This window comes from Streptomyces sp. Z423-1, from assembly GCF_013009255.1.
Taxonomy (GTDB): domain Bacteria; phylum Actinomycetota; class Actinomycetes; order Streptomycetales; family Streptomycetaceae; genus Streptomyces; species Streptomyces gossypiisoli.
Map to the genome: position 1 here is coordinate 9,240,211 of NZ_CP053109.1, position 24,268 is coordinate 9,264,478.

The 24,268-nt window shown below is 73.0% G+C and carries 20 protein-coding genes and 1 pseudogene; 10 read left to right on the forward strand and 11 right to left on the reverse strand.

Features of this window, described 5'->3' with window-relative positions:
• Positions 1-77 precede the first annotated feature (77 nt).
• The 3 genes from HJD23_RS42035 to HJD23_RS42045 form a co-directional block, all read right to left on the reverse strand.
• A complete protein-coding gene (locus HJD23_RS42035; protein WP_171117321.1) occupies positions 78-2,873 on the reverse strand; it encodes a SpoIIE family protein phosphatase in 2,796 nt (931 codons plus the stop codon).
• A gap of 293 nt (positions 2,874-3,166) precedes the next feature.
• The gene (locus HJD23_RS42040; protein WP_171117323.1) at positions 3,167-5,713 is read right to left on the reverse strand and encodes a SpoIIE family protein phosphatase; all 2,547 of its coding nucleotides are present in this window, start codon (positions 5,711-5,713) and stop codon (positions 3,167-3,169) included.
• Positions 5,714-5,926: 213 nt separating this feature from the next.
• Positions 5,927-6,547 (reverse strand): lipoprotein, encoded by a 621-nt coding sequence (locus HJD23_RS42045; RefSeq protein ID WP_240980946.1) that lies wholly within the window; start codon positions 6,545-6,547, stop codon positions 5,927-5,929.
• Here HJD23_RS42045 and HJD23_RS44565 point away from each other — a divergent pair.
• Positions 6,537-6,689, forward strand: a complete 153-nt coding sequence (locus HJD23_RS44565; protein WP_232107688.1) for a hypothetical protein — start codon at positions 6,537-6,539, stop codon at positions 6,687-6,689. The genes HJD23_RS42045 and HJD23_RS44565 overlap by 11 nt on opposite strands.
• Positions 6,690-6,740: 51 nt before the next feature.
• Here the strand turns inward: HJD23_RS44565 and HJD23_RS42050 are convergent, their stop codons facing one another.
• Complete coding sequence (locus HJD23_RS42050; protein WP_171117327.1) at positions 6,741-7,607, reverse strand: fructosamine kinase family protein; 867 nt, start codon at positions 7,605-7,607, stop codon at positions 6,741-6,743.
• A gap of 132 nt (positions 7,608-7,739) precedes the next feature.
• Between HJD23_RS42050 and HJD23_RS42055 the strand changes: the two genes are divergently transcribed.
• From HJD23_RS42055 to HJD23_RS42070, 4 genes are all read left to right on the forward strand, one after another.
• Positions 7,740-8,375, forward strand: a complete 636-nt coding sequence (locus HJD23_RS42055; RefSeq protein WP_171117329.1) for a class I SAM-dependent methyltransferase — start codon at positions 7,740-7,742, stop codon at positions 8,373-8,375.
• A gap of 113 nt (positions 8,376-8,488) precedes the next feature.
• Entirely contained in the window at positions 8,489-10,021 is a 1,533-nt protein-coding gene (locus HJD23_RS42060) for an FAD-dependent oxidoreductase (RefSeq protein WP_171117331.1), read from the forward strand.
• A 175-nt stretch (positions 10,022-10,196) separates the two neighbouring features.
• Complete coding sequence (locus tag HJD23_RS42065; RefSeq protein WP_240980947.1) at positions 10,197-11,480, forward strand: amidohydrolase family protein; 1,284 nt, start codon at positions 10,197-10,199, stop codon at positions 11,478-11,480.
• 80 nt (positions 11,481-11,560) lie between these two features.
• On the forward strand, positions 11,561-11,734 hold the full coding sequence (locus tag HJD23_RS42070; RefSeq protein ID WP_171117333.1) for a CsbD family protein: 174 nt from the start codon (positions 11,561-11,563) through the stop codon (positions 11,732-11,734).
• Positions 11,735-11,818: 84 nt separating this feature from the next.
• Here HJD23_RS42070 and HJD23_RS42075 read toward each other — a convergent pair whose 3' ends face one another.
• Positions 11,819-12,556: a D-Ala-D-Ala carboxypeptidase family metallohydrolase gene (locus HJD23_RS42075; protein WP_171117335.1), complete on the reverse strand. Its 738-nt coding sequence runs from the start codon at positions 12,554-12,556 to the stop codon at positions 11,819-11,821.
• A gap of 276 nt (positions 12,557-12,832) precedes the next feature.
• Here HJD23_RS42075 and HJD23_RS42080 point away from each other — a divergent pair, with 276 nt between their 5' ends.
• From HJD23_RS42080 to HJD23_RS42085, 3 genes are read left to right on the forward strand one after another with little or no spacing between them, the layout of a single operon-like run.
• The gene (locus tag HJD23_RS42080; RefSeq protein ID WP_232107679.1) at positions 12,833-13,543 is read left to right on the forward strand and encodes a tRNA-dependent cyclodipeptide synthase; all 711 of its coding nucleotides are present in this window, start codon (positions 12,833-12,835) and stop codon (positions 13,541-13,543) included.
• Positions 13,540-13,887: a hypothetical protein gene (locus tag HJD23_RS44855; protein WP_277347789.1), complete on the forward strand. Its 348-nt coding sequence runs from the start codon at positions 13,540-13,542 to the stop codon at positions 13,885-13,887. Before HJD23_RS42080 ends, HJD23_RS44855 begins: the two co-directional genes overlap by 4 nt.
• Positions 13,888-13,895: 8 nt before the next feature.
• Positions 13,896-14,747 carry a cytochrome P450 gene (locus tag HJD23_RS42085; RefSeq protein ID WP_277347790.1) on the forward strand — a complete coding sequence of 284 codons (852 nt, stop codon included), beginning with the start codon at positions 13,896-13,898 and terminating at the stop codon, positions 14,745-14,747.
• Positions 14,748-14,811: 64 nt separating this feature from the next.
• On the opposite strand, the gene HJD23_RS42090 is transcribed toward HJD23_RS42085, so the two are convergent.
• Together HJD23_RS42090 and HJD23_RS42095 are read right to left on the reverse strand one after the other, a co-directional pair.
• Entirely contained in the window at positions 14,812-16,368 is a 1,557-nt protein-coding gene (locus HJD23_RS42090) for an APC family permease (RefSeq protein ID WP_171117337.1), read from the reverse strand.
• 250 nt (positions 16,369-16,618) lie between these two features.
• Positions 16,619-18,895, reverse strand: a complete 2,277-nt coding sequence (locus HJD23_RS42095) for a catalase (protein WP_171117339.1) — start codon at positions 18,893-18,895, stop codon at positions 16,619-16,621.
• Between the two features lie 211 nt (positions 18,896-19,106).
• Between HJD23_RS42095 and HJD23_RS42100 the strand changes: the two genes are divergently transcribed.
• Positions 19,107-20,258, forward strand: coding sequence for an aromatic acid exporter family protein (locus tag HJD23_RS42100; protein ID WP_171117341.1), 1,152 nt, complete (start codon positions 19,107-19,109; stop codon positions 20,256-20,258).
• A gap of 194 nt (positions 20,259-20,452) precedes the next feature.
• Here the strand turns inward: HJD23_RS42100 and HJD23_RS42105 are convergent, their stop codons facing one another.
• The 4 genes from HJD23_RS42105 to HJD23_RS42120 all read right to left on the reverse strand — a co-directional run bounded on the left by HJD23_RS42105 (position 20,453) and on the right by HJD23_RS42120 (position 23,686).
• Positions 20,453-21,826, reverse strand: coding sequence for a carbohydrate-binding protein (locus HJD23_RS42105; RefSeq protein ID WP_171117342.1), 1,374 nt, complete (start codon positions 21,824-21,826; stop codon positions 20,453-20,455).
• Positions 21,827-21,984: 158 nt separating this feature from the next.
• Positions 21,985-22,722, reverse strand: a complete 738-nt coding sequence (locus HJD23_RS42110; RefSeq protein ID WP_171117345.1) for a metallophosphoesterase — start codon at positions 22,720-22,722, stop codon at positions 21,985-21,987.
• Positions 22,719-23,006 (reverse strand): BON domain-containing protein, encoded by a 288-nt coding sequence (locus HJD23_RS42115; protein ID WP_171117347.1) that lies wholly within the window; start codon positions 23,004-23,006, stop codon positions 22,719-22,721. The genes HJD23_RS42110 and HJD23_RS42115 overlap by 4 nt, the downstream gene beginning before the upstream one ends.
• Positions 23,003-23,686, reverse strand: coding sequence for a nucleotidyltransferase family protein (locus HJD23_RS42120; protein WP_171117349.1), 684 nt, complete (start codon positions 23,684-23,686; stop codon positions 23,003-23,005). The genes HJD23_RS42115 and HJD23_RS42120 overlap by 4 nt, the downstream gene beginning before the upstream one ends.
• A gap of 188 nt (positions 23,687-23,874) precedes the next feature.
• Between HJD23_RS42120 and HJD23_RS42125 the strand changes: the two are divergent.
• Positions 23,875-24,099: pseudogene (locus HJD23_RS42125) on the forward strand (serine/threonine protein kinase); the annotation flags it as partial.
• Positions 24,100-24,268: the final 169 nt, after the last annotated feature.

Below are 24,268 nucleotides of genomic sequence, written 5' to 3' on the forward strand. Positions count from 1 at the left end.
CGCTCACACCTGAGAACACCTTCGGACGACATCAGGTCCGGCGTGAGTCGCCCGCCCCTGCCCTGCCCCGCCCCGGCTCACGGCAGCGGTTGTTCGGCCCAGATCACCTTGCCGCCGGGCAGATAGCGCGTGCCCCAGCGTTCGGCGAGCTGCGCGACCAGGAACAGGCCGCGCCCGCCCTCGTCGGTCATCGCCGCGTACCGCAGATGCGGGGCGGTGCTGCTGCTGTCGAACACCTCGCAGATCAGGCTCCGGTCCCGCAGCACCCGCACCCGGATCGGCGTGCCGCCGTAGCGGATCGCGTTGGTGACCAGCTCGCTCAGAATCAGCTCCGTGGTGAACGCCAGGTCCTGAAGGCCCCACTCCGTCAGACGCCGCGTGATCGAGGCGCGCACCTCGCCGACGGCCGCCGGATCGGACGGCACGTCGTAGGCGGCCAGCCGGTCGGGCCCCAGGGCCTGGGTGCGGGCGACGATCAGGGCGATGTCGTCGCTCGACCGAACCCCCGGCCGCGAGTCCAGCACCGCCCGGCAGGTGTCCTCCGGCGACGGCCCGGCCTGTTCCAGCGCGGCGCGCAGCAGGTCGAGGCCGACGTCGATGTCCCGCTCCCGGTCCTCCACCAGCCCGTCGGTGTACAGGACCAGCCGGCTGCCCTCCGGCACCTCCATGTCCGCCGTCTCGAACGGCAGGCCGCCCAGCCCCAGCGGGGGACCGGCGGGCACATCGGGGAACTCCGCGCTGCCGTCGGGCAGGACCAGTGCCGGCGGCGGATGCCCGGCGCGGGCGATGGCGCAGCGCCGTGCCACCGGGTCGTAGATCGCGTACAGGCAGGTCGCGCCCGTGACGGGTGCGCTGCCGCCCTCCGCCGCCTCGTCCTGGTCGATCCGGGCGACCAGCTCGTCGAGCAGCCCGAGCAATTCGTCGGGCGCGAGATCAAGGGCGGAGAAGTTGTGCACCGCCGTGCGCAGCCGGCCCATCGTCGCGGCCGCGTGCAGCCCGTGGCCCACCACGTCCCCGACGACCAGGGCGACCCGGGTCCCGGACAGCGGCAGTACGTCGAACCAGTCGCCGCCGACCCCGGCCTGGGCCGGAAGATACCGGTAGGCGATGTCCAGGGCGCTCTGCTCGGGCAGCGTGCGCGGCAGCAGACTGCGCTGCAGCGTCACCGCCATGGTGTGCTCGCGCGTGTAGCGGCGGGCGTTGTCGATGGACACGGCGGCCCGGGCGACCAGCTCCTCGGCCAGGGCCAGGTCCTCCGTGTCGAAGGGCTCGGGGTTCTCCGAGCGCCAGAAGGTGACCATCCCGAGGATCAGGGAGCCCGCCCGCAGCGGCGCGGTGATCAGCGAGTGGATCCCGAACTCCAAGGCCTGCGAGGTGAGTTCGAAGTCCTGGGCCTGCCAGCCCGGCGCATCCCGCAGGCGGGGCTCGATGGTCGCCCGCCCGGCCCGCAGACTGCGGGCCTGCGGCGAGGACGGAACGAACTGGATCCGCTCACCCACCGGATACAGCGGCGGACTCTGGTGTACGCCCGCCAGGGCCGTCCGGCGCAGCTCGGTTCCGGCCTGCGGCTGCTCACCGCCGAGCACGGCGTCGAACAGGTCCACGGTCACGAAGTCCGCGAACCGCGGCACGGCCAGATCCGCCAGCTCCTCGGCGGTTCGGGTGACGTCCAGGCTGGTGCCGATGCCCACCCCTGCCGCGTACAGCATGTCGAGACGCTCCCGCGCCACCTCGGCCCGGCCCGACAGGGCCCGCAGCTCGGTCGAGTCGCGCAGGGTCGCGACGCTGCCGTGCGGGCCGCCGCGCAGATGGGTGGGCCGCTGGTTGATGGCCAGCAGCCGGTCCTTGACCAGCCGCACCTCGTCCGTGGCCACCCGCCCCGACGCCAGCAGCTCCGCGGTGTCCACCGGCAGGCCGAGGTCGCGGACCCGGCGGCCCTCGGCGTCGTCGGGCAGGCCGAGCAGCCGGCGGGCCTCGTCGTTGGCGAGCAGCAGGGCGCCGTCGTCGTCGACGATCAGCACGCCCTCCCGTACGGCGTGCAGGACCGCGTCGTGGTGCTCGTACATCCGGGTCATTTCACGGGGCCCGAGGCCCCGCGTCTGCCGCAGCAGCCGGCGGCTCACCAGCGCGGTGCCCGCCGTGGCCAGGACCAGTCCGCCCGCCGCGGTGAACAGCAGCAGCGGCAGCTGCTCCTTGGCCGCGCCGCCCACGTGCTCGGTGGTGATGCCGGCCGACACCAGCCCGACCACCCTGCCGTCCGGCGCCTTGATCGGCACCACGGCCTGCACCAGCGGACCTATCGTCCCGGTGATCTGCTCGACGACGGTCCCACCGGCCAGCGCGGGCTGAAGGGTGCCGACGAACCGCTTGCCGATCCGGTCCGGAATGGGGTGCGTGTAGCGGATGCCCTCGGTGTTCATCACGACGATGAAGTCGACCTGCGCCGCCTCGCGGGCCGCCTCGGCCCGTGGCTGCAGGATGGCCGTCGGGTCCGGGCTGTTCAGCGCCTCGCGGGTGCCGGGCGCGTTGGCGAAGGTCTCGGCGACCGCCAGGGACCGGTTGCGGGCCTCCATCGTGGTGTCGTGGCGGCTCTGCAGCACCAGCGCCACCACGGCCACCACGACCAGCAGCAGCACGATCACGACCTGGAAGACGAACACCTGTCCGGCCACGCTGCGTCCGCTGAGCGCCGACCGTATGGCCGCGGCCGGACTCCACCGTGACCGGGCGCCACGCCGCCGCCCGTCCGGCCCGCCGTCCGCGGCCGACCGCGCCAGCCGCTCGCTCAGCACAGCGGCACGCGTGCGTGCCGCGTGCGCTGCTTCGGGGGGGCGGGTGGGCCGAGTCCGGGATCGGCCCGATGGGCGGACCATGTGCCCTGTCTACACTCCCGAGCCCGAGGAGGCGAGGGAAGTCACGCAGTGCGGTGAGGCGCGTGCGTCATGTGACGGCGTCGGCGGCACGGTGCTCAGCCCGCCTTCCCGGTCCGGCGGTTCGGTGCTCGACCCGCCTTTCCGGTCCGGCGGTATGGTGCTCAATCCGCTTTGCCGGTCCGGCGGTATGGTGCTCAGCCCGCTTTGCCGGTCCGGCGGTATGGTGCTCAGCCCGCTTTGCCGGTCCGGCGGTACGGCGCTCGACCCGCTTGGCCGGTCCGGCGGTATGGTGCTCAGCCCGCTTGGCCGGTCCGGCGGTACGGTGCTCGACCCGCCTTCCCGCTCCGGCGGGCGGCGAGCAGCAGCGCGATGTCGTCGGGCCGGTCCGTGGCGTGCCGGGCGATCGCCGTGAGCCGGTCGGCGACGGTCACCAGGGAGCGGCCGCCCGGCCGGCCCGCCGAGGCACCGGCCTTGGCCAGCGCGACCCGCAGCGCGCTGATCCCCTCGTCGATGTCGCAGCCGGCCCGCTCCACGAGCCCGTCCGTGTACAGCGCGAGCACGGCACCGGGATCCATCACCAGCTCGGTCACCGGGTACTCGGCGTGCGGATCCACCCCGAGCACCACACCGCCGGGAATGTCCAGCACGAGCGTACGGCCGCCCGGCCGGCGCAGCAGCGGCGGCGGATGGCCCGCGCGGGCCGCCATGGCCCGGCCGGTGACGGGGTCGAGACGGACGTAGCAGCAGCTCGCGAACTGTCCGGGGTCGAGGTCGATGAGCAGATGGTTGGTGCCGCTCAGCACCTCGTCCGGCCGCCGGTCGTCGAGCGCGAACGCGCGCACCGCGCTGCGCAGCTGCCCCATGGTCGCCGCCGCCTGCACCCCGTGCCCCTGCACATCGCCGATCACGAGGGCGAGCCCGTCCCCGGCCTCCACGACGTCGTACCAGTCGCCGCCCACGTCCATGCCCTGCGTGCCCGGCAGATACCGGCCTGCCGTCTCCACCCGGGGATGGACCGGCAGCCGCCGGGGCAGCAGGGCGCGCTGCAGCCCGCGGGCGAGCGCCGCCTCGGTCTCGTAGCGCTGGGCCTTCTCCATGGCGTGCGCGATCAGCCCGGCGAGGGCGGTGAGGACCGTCCGTTCCTCGGTGCTGAAGCTGCGGGGCCCCTCGAAGCCGAGGATGCAGGAGCCGACCGGCCGCCCCGACGCGATCAGCGGCAGGAAGGCGCGGGCTCCCTCGGTGGCGTCCAGCGGGATGCCGGGGTAGGCGTCCGCCAGTTGCTGCATCGAGTCGAAGAACAGCGGCCGGCCGGTGGTCAGCGTCTCCACGCCGGGCAGCCGGGCCTCCAGGCCCACGCCCTCGAAGGGCGCGAGGAAGCCCGGTGGGAAGCCGGTCTCCCAGGCCAGGTACAGGTGCCGCTCCTGGAGCAGGTATATGGCGAGCCGGTGGCCGCCGAACGCGGGCAGCAGCTCCTGCATGACCACGGCGGAGACCTGCCGCGCGGTGGTCGCCTCGGTCAGCGCGATGGCGAGGACGATCGGCCGGTGCACCGGCGAGGTCGCGGCCACGCCGGTACCGGGGGCCTCGTCCGTGGCCTCGGGCGCGACCGGGGCCTGCGCGCCGCGATGAGCGGGGCCGATGGTGCAGGTCAGAAGGTCCGGGCCGGGATGGACCGAGATGGACAGCCAGTCACCGTCGTACGGCTCCAACTGCTGGGTGCTGCTCTCCCGCCCACCCGGCGGCGGCCGTCTGACATGGAAGTGGACGGGCTCGGGGGACAGCAGCGCCGCCCGCAGATGGTCCTCGCACGCCGGCTGGGCCAGCCACGGCACGCCCTCCCACAGCGCACGCCCGAGGAAGCGTGCCCGCGGCTCGCCCAGCAGCTCGGCGGCGCGCGGATTGGCATACACGATCATGCCCAGCCGGTCCAGGCAGATCAGCCCTTGGGGCAGCTGGTCGGCGGCCGCGTCGGCCACCGAGGCCGCGTCGAGCACGATCCCGCCGACCGGCTGGTCCGGGCCGTGCACGGCGGCATCCGGGCACCACAGCTCCACCAGCCGGGCCGCGCCCTCCGCGGTCCGCACAAGCAGCGGCCCGGACGGCTGCTTGCCCGCGGCCGCCTCCCGCAGCAGGTCCACGAGCCGGTCCGCGTCCTCTGCGGCCACGGCCCGGACCAGCGCGTCCGCGCACCAGGGCCGGTCCTCGGCGGCCAGTGGCAGCAGCAGCCGCGCGGTGTCGTCCGCCGTGACCAGGTCGGTCGTGGGCTGCCAGGCGAACCGCCCGACCCGCCCCGCCGTCGGGCGCGTTCCGGGTGGATGTGCGCACAGCGGCTCGTCGTCCCAGACCAGCGGCACCCCCGCCGCCTCCAGCCGCCGTACGGCGGCGCCCAGCTCCTCGGCGATCTCGGCCACCCGGTCCCGCTCGACCAGCACCTCGGTGATGTCGGAGGCGGGCGGCAGCAGCACGGTCAGTACGCCGAAGGGCGCCGACGTCCCCATGACGGGCACGTTGATCGACCCCACCGGGAACGGCAGCCCGGCCGCGAACTGCGGATAGCGGCGCATGCTCTCGATGGTGTTCGGCAGCACCACCTTCACGCCGAGCCGGTAGCAGTCGGCGACCGGGAACCGGCGGTCGACGTGCAGCCGCCACCAGGGCCGGTACAGCCGCCCGGGCAGCCCCACCAGGACGGCGAGCCGCAGGACGCCGGGTGTGCCGGACGGGACGTAGACGCCCGCGGCGCGGCCACCGGCGGCGCGGACCGCCTCGGCCGCGGCGTCGGCCAGCAGCGTGGCCAGCCCGCCGGGCGTCCCGTTCCGGCCCTCGGCGCTCCCAGTCATCGGCCCTACCTCGTCCATGCGCGCCGCTGCGCAGGCGACACAGCAAGGCTGCTGCGCAGGCGACACAGCAAGAATGCGCCCTGACGCCCCTTGCCCGCACCCGGGGCAGGCGCGAATCCGTAGCAGGGAGGCTTCGAGGAGCCGCCCTGCACGAAGGGGGCGAGCAGGGCCCGCCGGGGACCTTCGACGGGCTCGCCGGGTCGCCCGCGCGTCTCAGGACGCCCGCAACGTCCGCTTCGCCAGCTCGTACGCCGGAAGCATCGCCTCGTGCTCCGCGGTGTCCAGCCCGCCGAGGTGCAGGACGACCGGGCCGTCCGGCGTGGCGACGGCGAGCGCGCGCTCCGTCTTCGGCTCGTCCGTGAGCTGGCTCGCGTACAGATACTCCACCTCGGCACCGGCGAGGTCACCCGCCTCGAACGGCTGGTACTTCTCCTCGCTGACACCCTGCTCGGCGCCCAGGAACTCCTCCAGTACGGCACGCGGGGCGGCGTCGCCCGGCGCGCCGGTCCAGATCCGCAGGAAGCCGATGTGCCCGGCGGGCTTGGCGTCCACCTCGCAGGCGACGGTCACCGGCCCCTGCCGCCACTCCAGCGCCGCGACCTCCTCCGGCAAGTCCTCCGAGGCGTCGGCGATGGACTCCGCCTCCCACTGCGCGGCGATGTCGAAGGAGACGGGCAGCTCGCAGGCCGACCCCGCCGCCCCGATCCTGCCGCCGCTCTCCACGCCCTTGGCCGCGGCGTCCGCCGGATCTGCCTTGTCCCCCTTATCTCTCTCTTCGTCCCCCTTACCTGTGTTGTCTGCCGCCTTGTCTGTCCTGTCTGTCTTGTCTGTCACCGAGGCGCTCGCGGTCGCCCTGGCGTCGTCCTCCGCCGCCTTCCCGCAGCCCGTCAACAGCCCCGCCACCAACGCCACGTGGACCAGCCCCCGCCACGCGTTCCCCGCCCCGACCTGCACCGCGGTGTCTCCTCTCGGTTGAGGCGGGCACTGTATCCCGGGCGTTGCACGGGCAGCGCGCGAGCCCCGTGGCTCAGCGGGCCAGCGTGGCCCGGGCCGCCTGCAGCGCCTGCACGGCGTAGGACCGGCCGAACAGCACGGCGTGCACCAGCAGCGGAAACAGCTGGTGCAGCGCGATACGGTCCCGCCAGCCCCCGGCCAGCGGAGCGGCCTCCTGGTAGCCGTCGAGCACCTCGTCGAGGTGGGGGCAGCCGAAGAGATGGAGCATGGCGAGGTCGGTCTCGCGGTGCCCGCCGTGCGCGGCCGGGTCGATGAGCCAGGCGTGCCCGTCGGTGCCCCACAGCACATTGCCGTTCCAGAGGTCGCCGTGCAGCCGGGCGGGCGGCTCGGCGGGCCCCGCGAGTTCCGGGAGCCGCTCGCAGACGCGCTCGACGACGCTCGCCTCGGCGGCGCGCACGGTGCCGTCGTCCACGGCGCGCCGCAGATACGGCAGCACGCGGTGCTCGGCGTACCAGGTGGGCCAGTCGGTGCCGGGGACGTTGCGCATCGGGGCGAGCCCGATCGACGCGTCCCTCGGGCCGCCCGGCGGCGGAGCCCCGAACGCCTCCGCCCCGGATGCGTGCAGCGCGGCCAGGTCACGCCCGAAGCGCACGGCCGCCCGCCCGCTGGGCCGCCCGTCCGGCACCCGGTCGGTCACCAGCCACCGCCCGTCATGACCGTGCACGGCCGGAACCCGCACCGCGCCGGCCGCGCCGAGCCACCGCAGTCCCGCCGCCTCGGCCCGCACTCCGCCCGGCGCGTCCTGGCTCTTCACCATCACCACCCGCCCGTCGTCGAGGGTGACCTCGGCGAGCGTGCCGGACACCGGTCGCACGCCGGTCACCGCCCGCCCGGTGAACCGGGCCGCCGCGGCCTCGGGCTCCTGGTCGCTGCTCTGCACGGCCCCCACCGTACGACAGGGCGGAACCGGCCATTTGCGGTATCGGCAAAGGCGTTTGGCCCCGGGCCACGGCCGGGCGAGGCTCGGTCCCAGGACGCCGACCCGGCACCGAAACCCCCTTACGGAGACGCCATGACCGAACTCCCCGCCCCCACCGAGCCCGCCGCCTTCTGGGAGGCCCGCTACCGCGACACCGACCGCGTCTGGAGCGGCCGCCCCAACGCGCTGCTCGTCCGCGAGGTGGCCGACCTGAAGCCCGGCACCGCTCTCGACGTGGGCTGCGGCGAGGGCGCCGACGCGGTGTGGCTGGCGTCCCGCGGCTGGCAGGTCACCGGCGTCGACATCTCGGCCACCGCCCTGGAACGCGCCGCCCTGCACGCCGCCGACGCCGGGGTCGGCGACCGCACCGCCTGGGAACGGCACGAGCTCGGCCGCACCTTCCCCGAGGGCACCTACGACCTGGTGAACGCCCAGTACCTGCAGTCCCCGGTCGCCTTCGACCAGCAGGGGGTCCTACGTCGAGCCGCCGAGGCCGTCGCCGCGCACGGCACGCTCCTGATCGTGATGCACGCCGGCTGGCCGTCCTGGCAGACGGAACCGCCCTTCGAGGCCGTCTTCCCCACGCTGGAGAGCGTCCTGGCCGAACTGGCACTGCGCGACGCGGACTGGAGCGTCGAGACGGCCCAGACCGTACGGCGGACGAGCGTCTCACCCGACGGGGAGGAGGGCTTCCGCGAGGACAACGTGTGGCGCATCCGGCGCCTTTGAAAGCCGCGTTCGAAGCGCCCGCCCGGGAAGCACCGGCACGTCGTGCGTGAGGCACCGGCACCTCACACGGACGGCTCCGTGTGACCGGCACTCGCCACGGGAACTCGGCGGCCATGACCGAGCAGGCAGCACTCCACGCGTCCTACTGGCTCGACACCCTCCCGCCCGGCGACCCGGCGCCTCCGCCCGCCGGCGACTTCCAGGTGGACGTCGCTGTCATCGGCGGCGGCATCGCCGGGCTGAGCACGGCCTGGGAACTGACCCGGCGCGGGCACGGGGTCGCCGTACTGGAGGCCGACCGGATCGCCGCCGGCGTCACCGGGCACACCACTGCCAAGCTCAGCGCCCAGCACACCCTGATCTACGACCGGCTGCGCCGCACCCGCGGCACCGACGGGGCCCGCCTCTACGCGCGCTCGCAGACGGAGGCCATCCACCACGCCGCCGAGATCGTCCACGAACTGGGCATCGAGTGCGACTGGGAGGACACCGCCGCCTACACCTTCGCCCACGGCCGCCGCCGGATCCCCGAGCTGCGGGCCGAGGCGGAGGCCGCCAAGGAGGCGGGACTGACCGCCGAGTTCGTCACGGAGACGGACCTGCCCTTCCCGGTCGCGGGCGCGGTTCGGGTCGCCGACCAGGCCCAGTTCCATCCGCGCAAGTACCTGCTGGCGCTGGCCGACGCCATCCGCGGCGGGGGAGGGCAGCTGTACGAGGGGACACGCGTCCTCGGGCTCACCGAGGGCGAGCCGTGCGTGCTGACCACGGAGGAGGGCACCCACGTGACCGCCCGGGCGGTCGTGGTCGCCACGCACTACCCGGTCTTCGACCGCGCCCTGCTCTTCACCCGCCTGGCACCCCGCCGGGAGGTCGTGGTGGCGGCCCCCGTCGACGCGGCCAAGGCCCCCGAGGGCATGTACATCACGCCCGAGCACCACACCCGTTCGGTGCGCACGGCGCCGTACGCGGACGGCAAACGGCTGCTCATCGTGACCGGGGAGCACTTCACCCCGGGCAGCGGCCGGGACTCCGAGGAGCCGTTCGCGACCCTCACCAGCTGGGCCGAACGCCACTTCGGCACACTGCACCTCAGCCATCGGTGGGCCACCCAGGACAACGACTCCACCGACCACGTCCCGCTCGTCGGCCTGCTGCACCCCGCGAGCCGCCACGTCTACGTCGCCACCGGCTTCGGCGGCTGGGGCATGACCGGCGGGATCATGTCCGGCCGACTGCTCTGCGACCAGATCACCGGGCGTGACGCGGCGCCGTGGAGCGAGCTGTACGACCCGCGCCGCATCGCCCCCGTGCTGCGCGAGGGCGGCCAGTTCATCCGCCACCAGGCCAATGTCGCCCGCCACTTCATCGGCGACCGGCTCCCGGCCCTGACCCGGCCGGGTCTGGACGACCTCGCCCCCGGCGACGGCGCCGTCGTGCACATCGGCGGCCGCCGCTGCGCGGTCCACCGCGACGAGGACGGGCGGCTGCACGCGGTGTCCGCCCGCTGCACCCATCTGGGCTGCCTCGTGGCGTTCAACCGCGCCGAACAGGCCTGGGAGTGCCCCTGCCACGGCTCCCGCTTCGCCCCCGACGGCCAGGTCCTGCAAGGCCCGGCGGTACGACCGCTGGAACAGCGGGACCTCTGAGGCGGCGAACAGCTCTCTCGCCGGGCCTGTTGGGCGGCACCCTCGCAGGGCCCACACGGGCTCAGGTCGGCGACGAGAGCGACGTACGCGACTGGCGCGGCCCGGGCACCGAGGTCGTAGCCCTCCAAGGCGCCCACCTGGTGCCCGGTCTGGTGGACGCCCACAGCCACCCGGTGTGGGGTCTGGAGATGGCGACCGGGACGGACCTGTCCGCGGTGCGCGACCTGGCGGGACTGCGCGCGGGCCGCCCCATCGAGCGCGCCCTCATCGAGGAGGCACTCGGCGAAGCCCCGGCCTTCCTGCGGCTGTACGACGGTCACTCCGCCCTCGCCAGCGGTACGGCCCTCAGCGCGGCGGGCGTAACCGGGCCCCGTCCCCTCGCGCAGCGCTCGGAGTCGTCTGCGACGCCACCGGCCGCCCCACCGGGCATCTCGTCGAGCACGCGGCGATGGACCTGGTGTCCCGGGTGATGCCCCGCCCGACCTACGCCGAACGCCGCGCCCGCCTGGTGGAGCTGCTGGCGGCGATGGCGGCGACCGGTCTGACCGGCGCGCATGTGATGGACGGCGGGGATCCGGACCTCGTCGAAGCCGTGGCCCGTGAGACGGTCCTGCCGGTGCGGCTGCGGTTCGCTCCCTGGTGCATGCCCGGCGCCGACCGGGACGACCTGGAGGAGCTGATCGGCGTGCAGGGGCGGGGCGGGCGGCACTGGCTGGTCGGCGGGGTGAAGTTCTTCATGGACGGCACCGTCGAGGGCGGCACCGCCTGGCTGGCGCACCCGGACTGCCACGGCCAGGGCACGGCGGCGTTCTGGCCGGATCCCGAGGCGTACCGCCGCCGTACGGCAGTTGCACGCGGCCGGAGTCCGCACGGCCACCACGCCATCGGCGACGCCGCGGTACGCCACGTCCTCGACGTGGTGGCCGCCCTCGGTCCCGGCGCCCGCGGGGCGCACCGCGTCGAGCACATCGAGACGGCACCGGACGACCTGCTGCCGCGCTTCGCCGCACTGGGCGTGACGGCGTCCATGCAGCCTCCGCACACCGCCTACACCCGCCCCGACGGCACCGACGAGTGGTCCCGCCACCTGGGCGCCGACCGTGCCGCCCACGCCTGGCGGCTGCGCGACCTGCGCGACGCGGGCGCGACGGTCGCCCTCGGCTCGGACTGGCCGATCGCCCACTACGACGCCCGCGCCGTGCTGGCCACGGCCCGCCGGCCCAAGGGCGTCGCCTCGCACCGCGCCGGCCTCACGGGACTGGAGGCCCTGGAGGGCTGCACCACCCACGCGGCGTGCGCCGCCGGGGAGTCCGGCACGGCGGGCCGGATCGCGCCCGGCCTGCGCGCCGACCTCACGGCCCTCGCCGTGGACCCGGTCGAGGCCCCCGCCGACGAACTGGCTCAGGCGCCGGTGTGCCTGACGGTGACCGGCGGGCATGTCGTCCACCGGGAGAAGTGACCGCTTTTGTGTTTGAGTGCCGCATTTCGGGCCACACGGACGGTGACAGCGAAGCCGCCGATGACGTGGAGTGAGCGACCGTGGCGCGACAGCAGAAGTCCAAGGCCAAGATGGAACAGGCCAAGGGAAAGGCGAAGGAGGCGGTCGGCCGCGCGGTGGGCAACGAGCGGATGACGGCCGAGGGCAAGGCCGAGCAGGCGAAGGGCGATGCGCGTCAGGCGAAAGAGAAGGGCAAGGACACCTTCAAGCACTGACGGTCTGCAACGACTGACGGCTGAACCAGGATCGGCGGGTTCCCCCGGATGGCGGGGGAACCCGCCGATCGGTGCGGGGTGGGCTCAGATCCCGCAGGAGGACGCGGACCAGAACCGGCTGTCGCGGTGGTCGAGGTGCGTGTGGTCGCCGTGACCGGGGTAGCCCGGGCCGAGGATGCCCCGGAAGCCGTGGTTGCGGGCCTGCTTGGCGAGCGTGCACAGGGAGTGCGGGCCGGCCCCGAGGTCGGCGGCGTCCCCGTACAGGTGGCGGCTGTTGCTGGCGCCGCCCACCGCGCTGTTGCAGGCGTAGGAGCGGAAGCCGCTGGTCACCGTGATGGGCCGGTCGCCGAGCGCGTGCCGCATGGCCTCCAGCTTCCACATGGTGCGCAGCGCGTTGGCCTTGGCGGTCGAGGCACTGACCGCGCCGCCGGACCAGGTGCTGTTGCAGTCGTTCAACTCGCTGTACGAGAAGTGGATCGGCGTGCAGTCGTCGTCCTGCAGGGCGTAGAGCTTGTTGAAGGTGTTCGGGCCGGCGACACCGTCCGCGGCCAGGCCGTACGCCGACTGGAAGCGCTTCAGGGCGGCCTCCGTGGCCGGCCCGAAGTCGCCGTCGACCGCCAGCACGGCGCCGTAGCCCGGGTAGCCGCCGAGGCGGATCTGCAGCTGGGTGACGTCGGCTCCCGAGGAGCCCTGCGAGAGGGTGCGGTTCCAGGTGTAGCAGCCGTCGGCGTGCGCGCTGCCTGCCGTGGCGAGGGTGCCCGCCCAGGCGCCAGCCATGACCATGACAAGTGCGACGAGGAGTCGAACGGTCCGTCTGTACATGTGATCTCCATGCCGGGGAGACGTGAGGTCCTGCCGAGCGTGCGGTGCTGTGTGACGCGCGTCAACGATGGGGCACGCCGCCGCGGGCGCGCAAGGGCGGGACTGCGCAGTTGCCCTTGCCGGGTCACAGCACTCGACGATTGATACGAGTGTTTTCGGCCAAACTCACAGCGTGACTAGGCGGGCACGTCCCGTACGGATAACGTGAGCCCGCCGCGTCGCCACACCGGGGGCACAGGGCCCGCAGGGACTTGCGCGCGGCGGAGGATTACCCCTTTGACCACAGCATCCGTGCTGATGGCCGACGTCTTCCAGGTTCAGCCCTACACGTCCCACTGCGAGGTGATCTACGCCGAGGGCGCGCACGCCGTCATCGGTGTGTCACCGGGCAACAGCTATTTTTCCGCCCGGCGGCTGCACGACCTCGCCCGCTGGGGGCTGGACCACTTCGAGAAGGTCGACTTCGTCTACACCGACCTGTTCCTGGCCGAGATGTACGAGGCGTCCGGCTACACCCCCGACGACGCCCGCAGAAAGGCGGTGAAGAACCTCAGGGGCGTCCGCGCGAAGGTCCGTGACGCGGTGACCGCCGCCGACCCGGAGGGGGCGCGGCTGCGCTGGCAGCCGATGTCCGACTTCCGGTCCAACCCGTCGTACCAGGAGATCCACCGGCATCTGAAGAGCCGGCTGGCCACCGACGACGACTTCCGCGCCGTGTGCGAGGCCCTCGTGAGCCGGTTCCTGACCGCCCGCGGGGAAGCGGCGAGCGAGCGGCAGCGCACGGTGTGCCTTGAGTACGTGTGCGCCGAGGCCCCGCTGTTCCTCGACACCCCCGCGATCCTCGGTGTGCCGTCCTCGCTCAACTGCTACCACCAGCTCCTGCCGATGGCGGAACTGCTCTACGCGCGCGGCGCCGGGCTGCGCGCCTCCCGCAACCAGGGCCACGCCGTCGTCACCCCCGCCACCGCCGAAGGAGCCGCCGCATGACCACCGCCCTTGACGCCGCCCGCGCCACGGACATCCTCGACTTCCCGTTCTCGTGGGAAGGGGCGCGGGTTCCCGCCGAAGTGGCGGAGCTGCGCGCCACGACCCCGGTGCGGCGGGTCCGTACCATCGCCGGCGACGAGGCCTGGCTGGTGTCCTCGCACAGCCTGTGCCGGCAGGTCCTGGAGGACGACCGGTTCTCCCTGAAGGACACCTCCGCCCCCGGTGTCCCGCGCCAGTACGCCCTGACGATCCCGCCCGAGGTCGTGAACAACATGGGCAACATCACCGGCGCCGGGCTGCGCCGGGCGGTGATGAAGGCGCTCACCCCAAGGCGCCGGGCCTGACCGACTGGATGCGCGCGGAGGCCGAACGTCTCGTCGCCGCCCTCGTCGAGGCCGGACCCACCGCGGATCTGCGGGCCGCGTTCTGCGATCCGTACTCGGCCGGGATGCACTGCCGGATCCTCGGCATCCCGCAGAGCGAGGCGCCGCACTTCCTGCGCAGCCTCGACATCGCGTTCATGAACTCGCCGTGCCCCATCACGGGCGCGAAGATCAACTGGGACCGGGACCTCAACCGTATGAGCGCCCACCTGAACGATCCCGCGACCCAGGGCCTGATGGGCGAGCTCGCCGCCCTGCGGGACAACCCCGACTACGCGCACCTGACGGACGAGATGCTGGCCACCGTCGGCGTCACCATGTTCGGCGCGGGCGTCATCTCCACCTCCGGCTTCCTCGCGATGGCGCTGGTCCACCTGCTCATCCACCGCACCACCTGGGATCTGCTCCGGGACCACCCGGAACTGCTCGACCGCGGGGTGGAGGAGCTGCTGCGGGTCAACCTCTCCATCGGCGACGCCCTGCCCCGGCTGGCACTCGCCGACGTCCGGCTGGGCGAGGTGGAGGTCAAGCGGGGTGAACTCGTCCTGGTCCTCGTCGAGGGCGCCAACCTCGACCCGGAGAAGTTCCCCAACCCGCACCGCTTCGACGTGCACCGCGAGAACGCCGGCGACCATCTGTCCTTCGGCGGCGGCTCCCACTACTGCCCGGCGACCGCCCTGGGCCGCGCGCACGCCCGGATCGCCCTGGAGGTGCTCCAGCGGCGCCTGCCGGACCTGAGCCTCGCCGTGCCGGTGGAGCAGCTCGTGTGGCGTACCGGCTTCATGAAGCGCATCCCCGAGCGGCTGCCCGTCACCTGGTAGCACGGCGTCGTCCCCGTCCCGCCACCCCTGGGGCGGGGACGCCCGCTCGCCGGCCCGCGGCTCGTCAGTCCTCGGCGACCAGCGCCGGTGTCGACGGCGTCAGCACCTCGCCGCGGAAGAACGCCGGGCTGCGCCACCGCATCGCGGCCATGATCACCAGGCCCAGGGCCAGCAGCCCCACGCCGATCACGAACACCGACCCCACACCCAGCACGGAGGAGCCGCTGCCGTACGCCGGGTCCCACATGTCGACCAGCGTCTTGGCGAACACCGCCGCCAGCAGCACCCCGCCGACCACCGGGAACAGCCCCTTGAACACCAGGTCGCGGCCGGAGCGCCGCAGCTCCGCACGGAAGTACCAGGCGCAGGCGAACGCCGTCAGCGCGTAGTAGAAGCAGATCATCAGGCCGAGCGCGTAGATGGTGTCGACCAGCACGTGCTCGCTGACCAGCGTCATCACCGCGTAGAACACACCGGTCGCGACGCCCGCGGTCACGGTGGCCCGCCCCGGCGTCCTGAACCGCGGGTGCACCCGGGCGTACGACGGCGGCAGCGCCTCGTACGTCGACATCGCCAGCACCGTACGGGCCACCGGGATGAACGTCGTCTGCAGGCTGGCCGCGGCGGAGGCGAGCACCGCGACGAAGAGCAGGATGCCGAGCGCGGAACCCATCACGGGGCCGGCCAGCGCGGCGAAGACGTTGCCGGAGGTCTCCGGGTTGGCGAGACCCAGCCCCTGGTCGCCGGAGCCGACGACCATCTGCGCCGCCACACCGGTGGCCAGATACGAGCCGACCAGCACAACCATGGCGACCAGCGCCGCGCGGCCGGGGGTGCGGCTGCTGCCGCTGGTCTCCTCGTTGGCGGTCAGACAGGCGTCCCAGCCCCAGTACATGAAGATCGACAGCGACAGACCCGCGGTGAACGCGGCGAACGACTGCACGGCGAACGGATTCAGCCACGACCACGAGAACTCCGCCGAGGTCGGGAACTCGGCGCTGCCCGCCTTGCCGAAGGCCATCGCCACGAACACGGCCAGCACCAGCAGCTGCAACGCCACCAGCGCGTACTGCACACCCTTGGTCGCGGTCATCCCCCGGTAGCTGATCACCGTCGCGACCGCGATCAGGGCCAGGCAGGTGACGATGTGGACGGCCTTGTTCCCGTCCAGCGCGGCGACGGACTCACTGCCCGTGATCTCGCCCGCGAGCAGCCAGAAGTACGAGGTGGCCACACCGGCCAGGTTGGACAGCACGATGATCGTGGCGATCACCAGCCCCCAGCCGCACATCCAGCCCACGCCCGGCCCGAACGCCTTGACCGTCCAGGTGAACGAGGTGCCGCAGTCCGGCATCGCCTTGTTCAGCTCGCGGTACGCGAAGGCGACCAGCAGCATCGGCAGGAAGCCCGCGAGGAACACGGCGGGCATCTGCACGCCCACCTCGCCCGCCGTGGAGCCGAGCGTCGAGGTGAGGCAGTACACCGGGGCCACGGTGGACACACCGATGACCGCGCTGCCCAGCAGGCCGACGGAGTTCCCGCTCAGGCCCTTGGCGCGCATCCCCTCGACGGGGGGCGCGCCCGTGTCTCCGGCCCGGGGCCGTACGTCCAGCTGAGTCATGAACAGGACGTTAAATCCTGCGGTTTCCGTGCCGACACGACGTGACGTCAGCCTGACGGAAGGCGCGAAATCCGATCATTCAATGGTGTAGCGATGATTGTTCCTGTGATTCAAAGGCTAACTGACGACTCCGCGCCGGACTTCCAATGTCGACTTCCAGGTGTCCGATATTCGGTAATCGCAGCGAAACCCGATGTGGCGCGTTGCAGTGTTTCCATGTGATCCGCGCCACACCGAGCCTCGTGCCCGTTCACACGCGTGTCGCGAACCGCTCCCACACGCGGTGGCTCTTCAGCAGCCCCGTGACCTCCTCCAGCACCCCGGTGCCGGTCTCGCCGGTCACCACACCGGGCGCGTCGGCGGGCACGCCCGCGGCCTCCAGTGCGGACTGCGCGCCCGCCCAGCCGCCGATCGCCTTGCCGTGCCGGAACGCCTCGCCCAGCATCAGCAGCACCCGCGGATCCGTGGGCCGCGCCCCGTTCGGCTCACCGTTGCCCGCCTTGGCGTCCCGGGCGCCGTAGGCGTCGCCGCCCGGCCCCGGCACGCCCGCCAGCAACAGGGCGTCGAACTCGATCGAGCGGGCCGTGGCGAACGTCCGCTGCACGGTGATCGGCTCGCCCTCCGAGTCGAGCTTGCCGCCGGCCGGAGCGATCACCAGGGGCACCATCCCGCCCCTCAGGACGATCTCACGCACCACGCGCACCCCGTCCAGGTCGCCCGCCCCGTCGGTGACGATCCCGACGATCCGGCCGTCCAGCGGCCAGGTGCGGCCGACCTGGGACAGCGCCGGGGACGGCTCGACGGTCTCGATCGGCACCGTCGGCTCGGGCGCCGGCAGCCCCAGACCGGCGGCGACGGGCTCGCACAGCTCGGGGTCGATATTGGCCAGCACCCGCAGACCCCGCTCCTTGATGGCCTGCTCGTAGCACTTGCCCAGCTCGAAGGTGTAGGCGGCGACGATGTGCTCCCGCTCCACCGGGCTCATGCTCCGCCAGAACCGCCGGGGCTGGCCGAAGTGGTCCGCGAACGACGCCGGTGCCTCACGCACCTTCTGCGCCTGCGACACCGTCACCGGCGCCTCGACGTACGCGCGGGTGTCCGCACCCGCCAGGAACGGGCAGCCGCCGTCCAGCGAGTTCGGCCGGTAGGGCGCCGCCCCGCTGTGCACGGCCGTCTGGTGCATGCCGTCGCGCAGCATGTCGTTGATCGGCGCGTGCGGGCGGTTGACCGGGATCTGCGCGAAGTTCGGCCCGCCCAGGCGGGTGATCTGCGTGTCCAGGTAGGAGAACAGCCGCCCGGCCAGCAGCGGGTCGTCGGTGATGTCGATGCCGGGCACGAGATGGCCGGGGTGGAAGGCCACCTGCTCGGTCTCGGCGAAGAAGTTGGTCGGATTGGCGTTCAGCGTCAGCAGCCCGATCGGCTGCACCGGCGCCAGCTCCTCGGGGACGATGTTCGTGGGGTCCAGCAGGTCGATGCCCTCGAACGTCTGCTCCGGCGTGTCCGGGAACGTCTGGATGCCCAGCTCCCACTGCGGGTACGCCCCCGCCTCGATGGCGTCGGCGAGATCGCGCCGGTGGAAGTCGGGGTCGACGCCGCCCGCGATCTGGGCCTCCTCCCACACCAGGGAGTGCACCCCCAGCTTCGGCTTCCAGTGGAACTTCACCAGCGTGGTCGCGCCCTCGGCGTTCACCAGCCGGAAGGTGTGCACGCCGAAGCCCTCCATCATGCGGAACGACCTGGGGATGCCCCGGTCGGACATGTTCCACAGCGTGTGGTGGGTGGCCTCGGTGTGCAGGGTGACGAAGTCCCAGAACGTGTCGTGCGCGCTCTGCGCCTGCGGGATCTCCCGGTCCGGATGCGGCTTCCCGGCGTGGATGACGTCGGGGAACTTGACCGCGTCCTGGATGAAGAACACCGGAATGTTGTTGCCCACCAGGTCGAACGTGCCCTCACTGGTGTAGAACTTCGTCGCGAAACCCCGGGTGTCGCGGACCGTGTCGGCCGAGCCGCGCGAGCCGAGCACGGTCGAGAACCGCACGAACACCGGCGTCTCGACGTCCTTCTGCAGGAAGGCGGCCTTGGTGACGCTCGCCGCGCTGCCGTAGCCCTGGAAGATCCCGTGGGCGGCGGCGCCGCGCGCGTGCACGACCCGCTCGGGGATGCGCTCGTGGTCGAAGTGGGTGATCTTCTCCCGCAGGTGGTGGTCCTGGAGCAGGACCGGCCCGCGGGCGCCGGCCTTGAGGGAGTGATCGGTGTCGTAGAGCCGGTTGCCCTGCGCGGTGGTCAGATAAGGGTCGCCCTGCCCCTGCGTCGTCGGGTCGGCCTCGGTCGGGATGCCGGTGGGGCTCACCGTCTCAGGAGCGGCCTGGTCGGGCTTGGGCGGCAGTGGCCCCCGGACATCGGTGGGCTCGTGCACCGGCGGCGACTCGGCTCCGGGCCGGCCCGGGACGCCCTCCGCGGGCCCGTCGTCGCCCAGGGCGGCAGCGGCCTTGTCGGCCACGGCCTTGATGGGGTTCTTGTCGCTCATGGCACTCCCAAGGGAAGGAAAGATCGACGTCTGTATGCGTCGGCGAAGACCGTGAGGAGCGGCAGCACCGCTCCCTGCCGTGCGCCCGCTCAGGGGCGACCGCGCGCTCGCGCGACACCGCACGCGAGGCCCTGAGTACCCGGAGCCCAGGGGCCGAACCGTCCGCATTTCGGCTGGTTGAAGAGCCCGGTCCGCGTGTACCTGGGGTCGCATGCGAGGGATACGAGCGACGGTGCGCACGGTCCGGCGCCGCTACGGCACTGCCCTGGAGACGGTACGGCGGGCGTGCGCCGGTCCGGGCCGGGAGCGCGATCTGGCGGTGCAGGCGGTGAAGGCGGCGCTGGCCGCGTGGCTGGCCTGGGCGGTGGTGGGGTGGTGGCTCAAGGCGCCCATGGCGTTCGTCGCGCCCTGGGTGGCGGTCGTCCTGGTGGAGTCGACGGTGTACCGGTCGGTGGCGCACGGACTGCAGCAACTGGCCGCCATCGCGTTCGGCACCGTGGCGGCCACCGCGGGCGTGCTCGCCCTGGGGAACGCGATGGCCGCGATGGCCCTCGTCCTGCCCGTGGCGGTGCTGCTGGGCAATTGGCGGCAACTGGGCAGCCAGGGCATCTACGCCGCCACCGGAGCACTGTTCGTCCTCACCGGCCCGAACGTCAGTGTCATCGGCGCGGGGGCACGGATCGCCGAGGCCGTCTTCGGCGCGCTGGTGGGCATCGCGGTCAACGCGCTCATCCGCCCGCCGGTGTATCTGCGCAACACGCGGGCCGCCCTCCAGGACGCGGCGGGGGAGGCCCACGACATCCTGGCGTCCGTCGCCGAAGGGATCCGGTCGGACGACTGGGACTCCCAGCGCGCCGAGGCATTGCACGAACGGGCGCTGCGTCTGAGCCGACTGGTTGAGCAGGCCCTCTCCTCCCTGGGCTGGAGCCGGGAGAGCCTGCGCGTCAACCCCCTCCACCGGCGCTCCCGCCCCTTGCCCGGCCAGGCCTACGACGACGCCGTCGCCGTCCTCGACTACGTGGCCGTCCACACCGCGGGCGTGACCCGCACCGTCATGGAGGCCGCCGAGGAGCATCGCGGCGCGGCCCGGCCCCATCCGCGGATCGCCAAACCGTACGCGGACTTCCTCGACCGTGCCGCGGAGGCGATCCATCTGTACGCCCGGAACCGCTTCGGCGAAGGATCCGACGGGGAACTGCGCGAGGCCGTCGGGAAACTCGACCGGGCCTTGAACGCCCTGCGGGAGCAACTGCCCGGATCGGTCCCGTACGACGCCGAAGCGCTGGCCGTCCACGGCGCGCTGCTGGCCCAGGCGACCCGCCTGGCAGAGCAGTTGCCCCGGAACGCCCGGCCTGACGAGTGACGCCCTGTCACCGGCGAGCCGGGAGCACCGCGGTGACGGACGACGCGGAGCGAAGCGTCGCGTTCGCGGCGGTCCGGGTGGTGGGAGCCGACGTACTCCTCCCGCACGTACCGCCGCACACCGCAGGAGGAGCGCGGGGCGGCATCGGAGGCGGCGCACGGCCGCTTCCGATGCCGCCCAGTCCCGTAGGGCCGTCACATGCGCTGCCACAGCGCCGGCGTGTCGGCCGGCGTCCAGGCGCCCTGCGCCTGGTGGGACTGCAGGCACTGGTAGCGGACGCCGTCGTGGGTCACCGCGGCCCCGACGGGGTAGACGCGTCCGGCGGACCAGCTGTCGGTTCCGCCGCCCTGCTGGTCCGGCGCCCCGGCCCCGGTGGACGCCGTCTTCAAGGTGAGCCCGAAGGCGCCGAGGACCGGGTTGAGCGGCTGGTAGAACGTCGTGCCACCGCTCGCGCAGTCACCGGTACCGCCGGAGGTCAGGCCCTGCCCCTGGGCGCCCGAGACGTACGGGCCCCCGGAGTCGCCCGGCTCGGCGCACACCATGGTCCGGGTCAGCCCGTCCACGACGCCCTCGGCGTAGCTGACGCTCGTGCCGTGCTGCTGGATCGTGCCGCAGTGCCATCCCGTGGTGGAGCCCGAACGGCACACCGACGCCCCGACCAGCGCCTCGACCGAACCACCGATCTGCACGGTCTCGCCGCCCTCGCCCCTGACGTCGGGGGTGGCGGCCCAGTTCGTGTTCACGGCGACCCACGCCATGTCCTCGCCGGGAAACACGGAGGCCTGGAAGGTGCCCTGGTCGGCCCGGTTGTAGCCGGTGGTCCGGGCGCCCCGGTCGCCGCAGTGCCCGGCGGTGGCGAAGCCCTGCTGCTGGCCCTTGGTGACCGAGAAGCCGACCGAGCAGCGGATGGTTCCGTCGATGTAGTAGGCGTCGCCGCCGGTGATGTTGGCCATCAGGTGCGGCCGGTTCGCCGTCAACCGTACGGCCACCTGCTCGGCGTCGAGGCCGGCGGTCTTGACGAAGGCAGCCGCGGCCTCCCTGTTCGTGGCCTCCACCACGACCCGATTGTTCGGCACGTCGACGTACCACAGCGGCGTGTTCCGCGAACTGACCCGTGACGCGGCCTTGTCCAGCTTGCCCTTGACGGCCGTGAGATCCACCAGGGACGCCTTGACGACCGCGGCCTTCGCGCCCTGCCCCTGGATGGCGGCCACGTCCGCCTTGCTGGTGGTCGCCACGGTGAGCGTGGCCGAGGTGGCACCGCTCAGCCAGGCCCCGGCGAACCGCTCGCCCAGCGCAAGGCGGAGGCGACCGGCACGGGTACCCGCCTCCGCCTCGTTCACCAGCCGCGTCGCCGCCTGCTGCTCGGTCAGGCCGAGGTCGCGCTGTAGCGCACGCAGCACCTCCGCCGACGGTTTGTCGGCCCCGAGTGTCTGCGCCGCCGAGGGCGGCGGCCCCGCCGCGGGCGGCGGCTCGGCGGCCGCGGTCGAACAGATCCCGCTCAGCAACAGCGTGCCCGCCGCGATCAGGGCCGTGCGGCGCCCGATCGCGGCATGTCTGTGCAGCATGCGAAAGGTCTCCTTCCAGTCGGGTACGGGGAGAAACCGTCCCAAAGCCCTAGGGCTTGCCTGGAAGGGACCGCGGAATGTCAGTCACGCAGGCGTTTCGCGCTTTGGTGACGCGAAGGGGCGCCAAGTGCAGTACGCGGTATCCGCGATGTCCGGGGTTACGGCAGCCGCGCGCCCACCGGCACGTGGTAGACGTGGAACGCCCGGCCGATCACCGGCTGCGCCACATTGCGTACGCGAACGCCGCCGCTCGTCATGCCGTGCTCCGTGCCTGCGTGCGCGTGCCCGTGCACCGCGAGGTCGGCGCCCGCGGTGTCGATCGCCTCGGCCAGCAGATAGCTGCCGAGAAACGGATAGATCTCCAGCGGCTCACCGGCGAGCGTCTCCGGCACGGGGGAGAAGTGCGTCAGCGCCACCCGCACATCACAGTCCGCACCGGCCAGCTCCTCCAGCGCCGTACGCAGCCCGTCGGCGCACCGGCGTGAGTACCGCACGAACTCCTTCATCAGCGGCTCACCGAACTCACCGGCGCTGCGTCCCACGAACCCGCCCCCGAACCCCTTGGTGCCGGCCACGCCGATGCGGCTTCCGTCGGCGGTCACCACCGTGGACTGCCCCTCCAGCACACGGGCGCCGACGTCCTGCAGGATGGCCGTGACCTCCTGCGGACGGTCGTCGTGGTGGTCGTGGTTGCCCAGCACGGCGACGACGGGCACACCGAGGTCCGTGATCTCCCGGGCCACCACGCGGGCCTCGTCCGGGGTGCCGTGCCGGGTGAGGTCCCCGGCCAGCAGCAGGACGTCGGCACAGTCGGACAGCGTTTCGAACGCCGGGCGTAGCACACCCTGGATGTCGGGCCCCATGTGGATGTCCCCGACCGCGGCGATCCGGATCATGCGAGTTCCTCCGCGTGATCGGGCGAGGACGAGTCGGTGACCTGGAGGTCGTAGTGCACCGGCAGCCCGGCCAGCGCCTCCTCGGCCAGGCGGCGTACGTCGTCACGGCAGCGGGCGGAGGGCACGGTGCCGGTGAGCAGCACCGCCTCGCCGCGCACCTCGATCCGCACGCCCAGCTCACCGAGGTCCCCGGCGGCGAGCCGGTCACGGAGGTGGGCGACGCGGTACTCCAGGTGCTCGGGGGCCGGGGCGCCGGGGGCGCCCTGGGCGTCGGGACCGGTCATGGCTGCTCCTCCCGTGGAGCGATCACCTTCAGGCGTTCGAGCAGGAACAGGAAGGCGGCGGCCATGGGCTCGTCCCCGAAGTCTCCCCGGATCCGCTCCCAGTCGACCTTCTCGCGCAGCGCGCGGGCGATCGGCAGGACCGCGCCGAAGTCGCAGTGGTGCTCGGAGAACGCGGCGATCAGGCTGGACAGCAGGTCGGTCGGCGCCAGCACCGGCATCCGTACCGAATCCACCGGGATCTCCTGCGCCCGGTCCAGCATGCCCGTCGAGACGGGCCGGTGCGCCAGCTCGAAGATGATGTCGATGTCCTGCCCGAAGCACGTCGACTTCAGCAGCCAGTCCTCCGGCGGCGTGCGCACCGGCAGCCCGGCATCCCGCAGCGTGGCCGCGACCGCGTCGGCGTCCTGGGGCCTGATGCAGAAATCGGCGTCGTGCTGGAGGTTCTCGCCGGCCCCGTGCGCATAGGCGGCCACACTGCCCGCCAGCGCGAAGTCGTGCCCGCCCTGCTTCAGCAGGGTGCCGACCTGCTTGGCCGCCTCCAGGATCGCCTGGTTGCGATCGCGGGGCAGCTCACGCGCCGCCTCCGGCTCGTGCCGATCACCGGGCGGCTGTGCCGCCAACCGCAGACCGGGGCCCTGGGCACGTGGGGCGAGCGTGGCGTCATCGCCGTTCTGCACCATGCCGACCACTCCCTCTGTGCTAGCCCTGTGTACCCGCCGCACATCGTTCGACACAGCCCGGCGGGTGCGGCCTCCGGTGCCCCGGCTCCTTGCCTCGTCCACGCCTGTTCGTCCCGGACGGCCGACCCTTCACACCATCCCCATGAAATCCGGTGATCGGCCCGCCCTCCGTGCTGGAAAATGCTGCGGTGCAGCCGCTGAGCCCGGATGATCCTCAGACAGTGGGCGGCTATCGGCTGCTGGCCCGGCTCGGCGCGGGCGGCATGGGCGTCGTCTACCTCGGGCGTACGCCGGGCGGACGCTTCGTCGCGGTGAAGCTGGTGCACGAGCACTTCGGCGCCGACGCCCGCTACCGCGCCCGCTTCCGCCGCGAGGTGGCTGCCGCCGCACGCTTGCTGCTGATCGGGGGCGCCGTTGTCCTGGCCGCGGCAGGATGCGGAGCGGCGGCCCCACTCACCGGCGCCGACAGCAGGGCCACGGACGAGGCGAAGAACCCCGGGAAGTCCCCGAACGCGACGCCCGCGGCCTCTCCATCATCCAACTCGCCCTCGCCCTCACCGAAGCCCATCAAGCTGGAGTTGG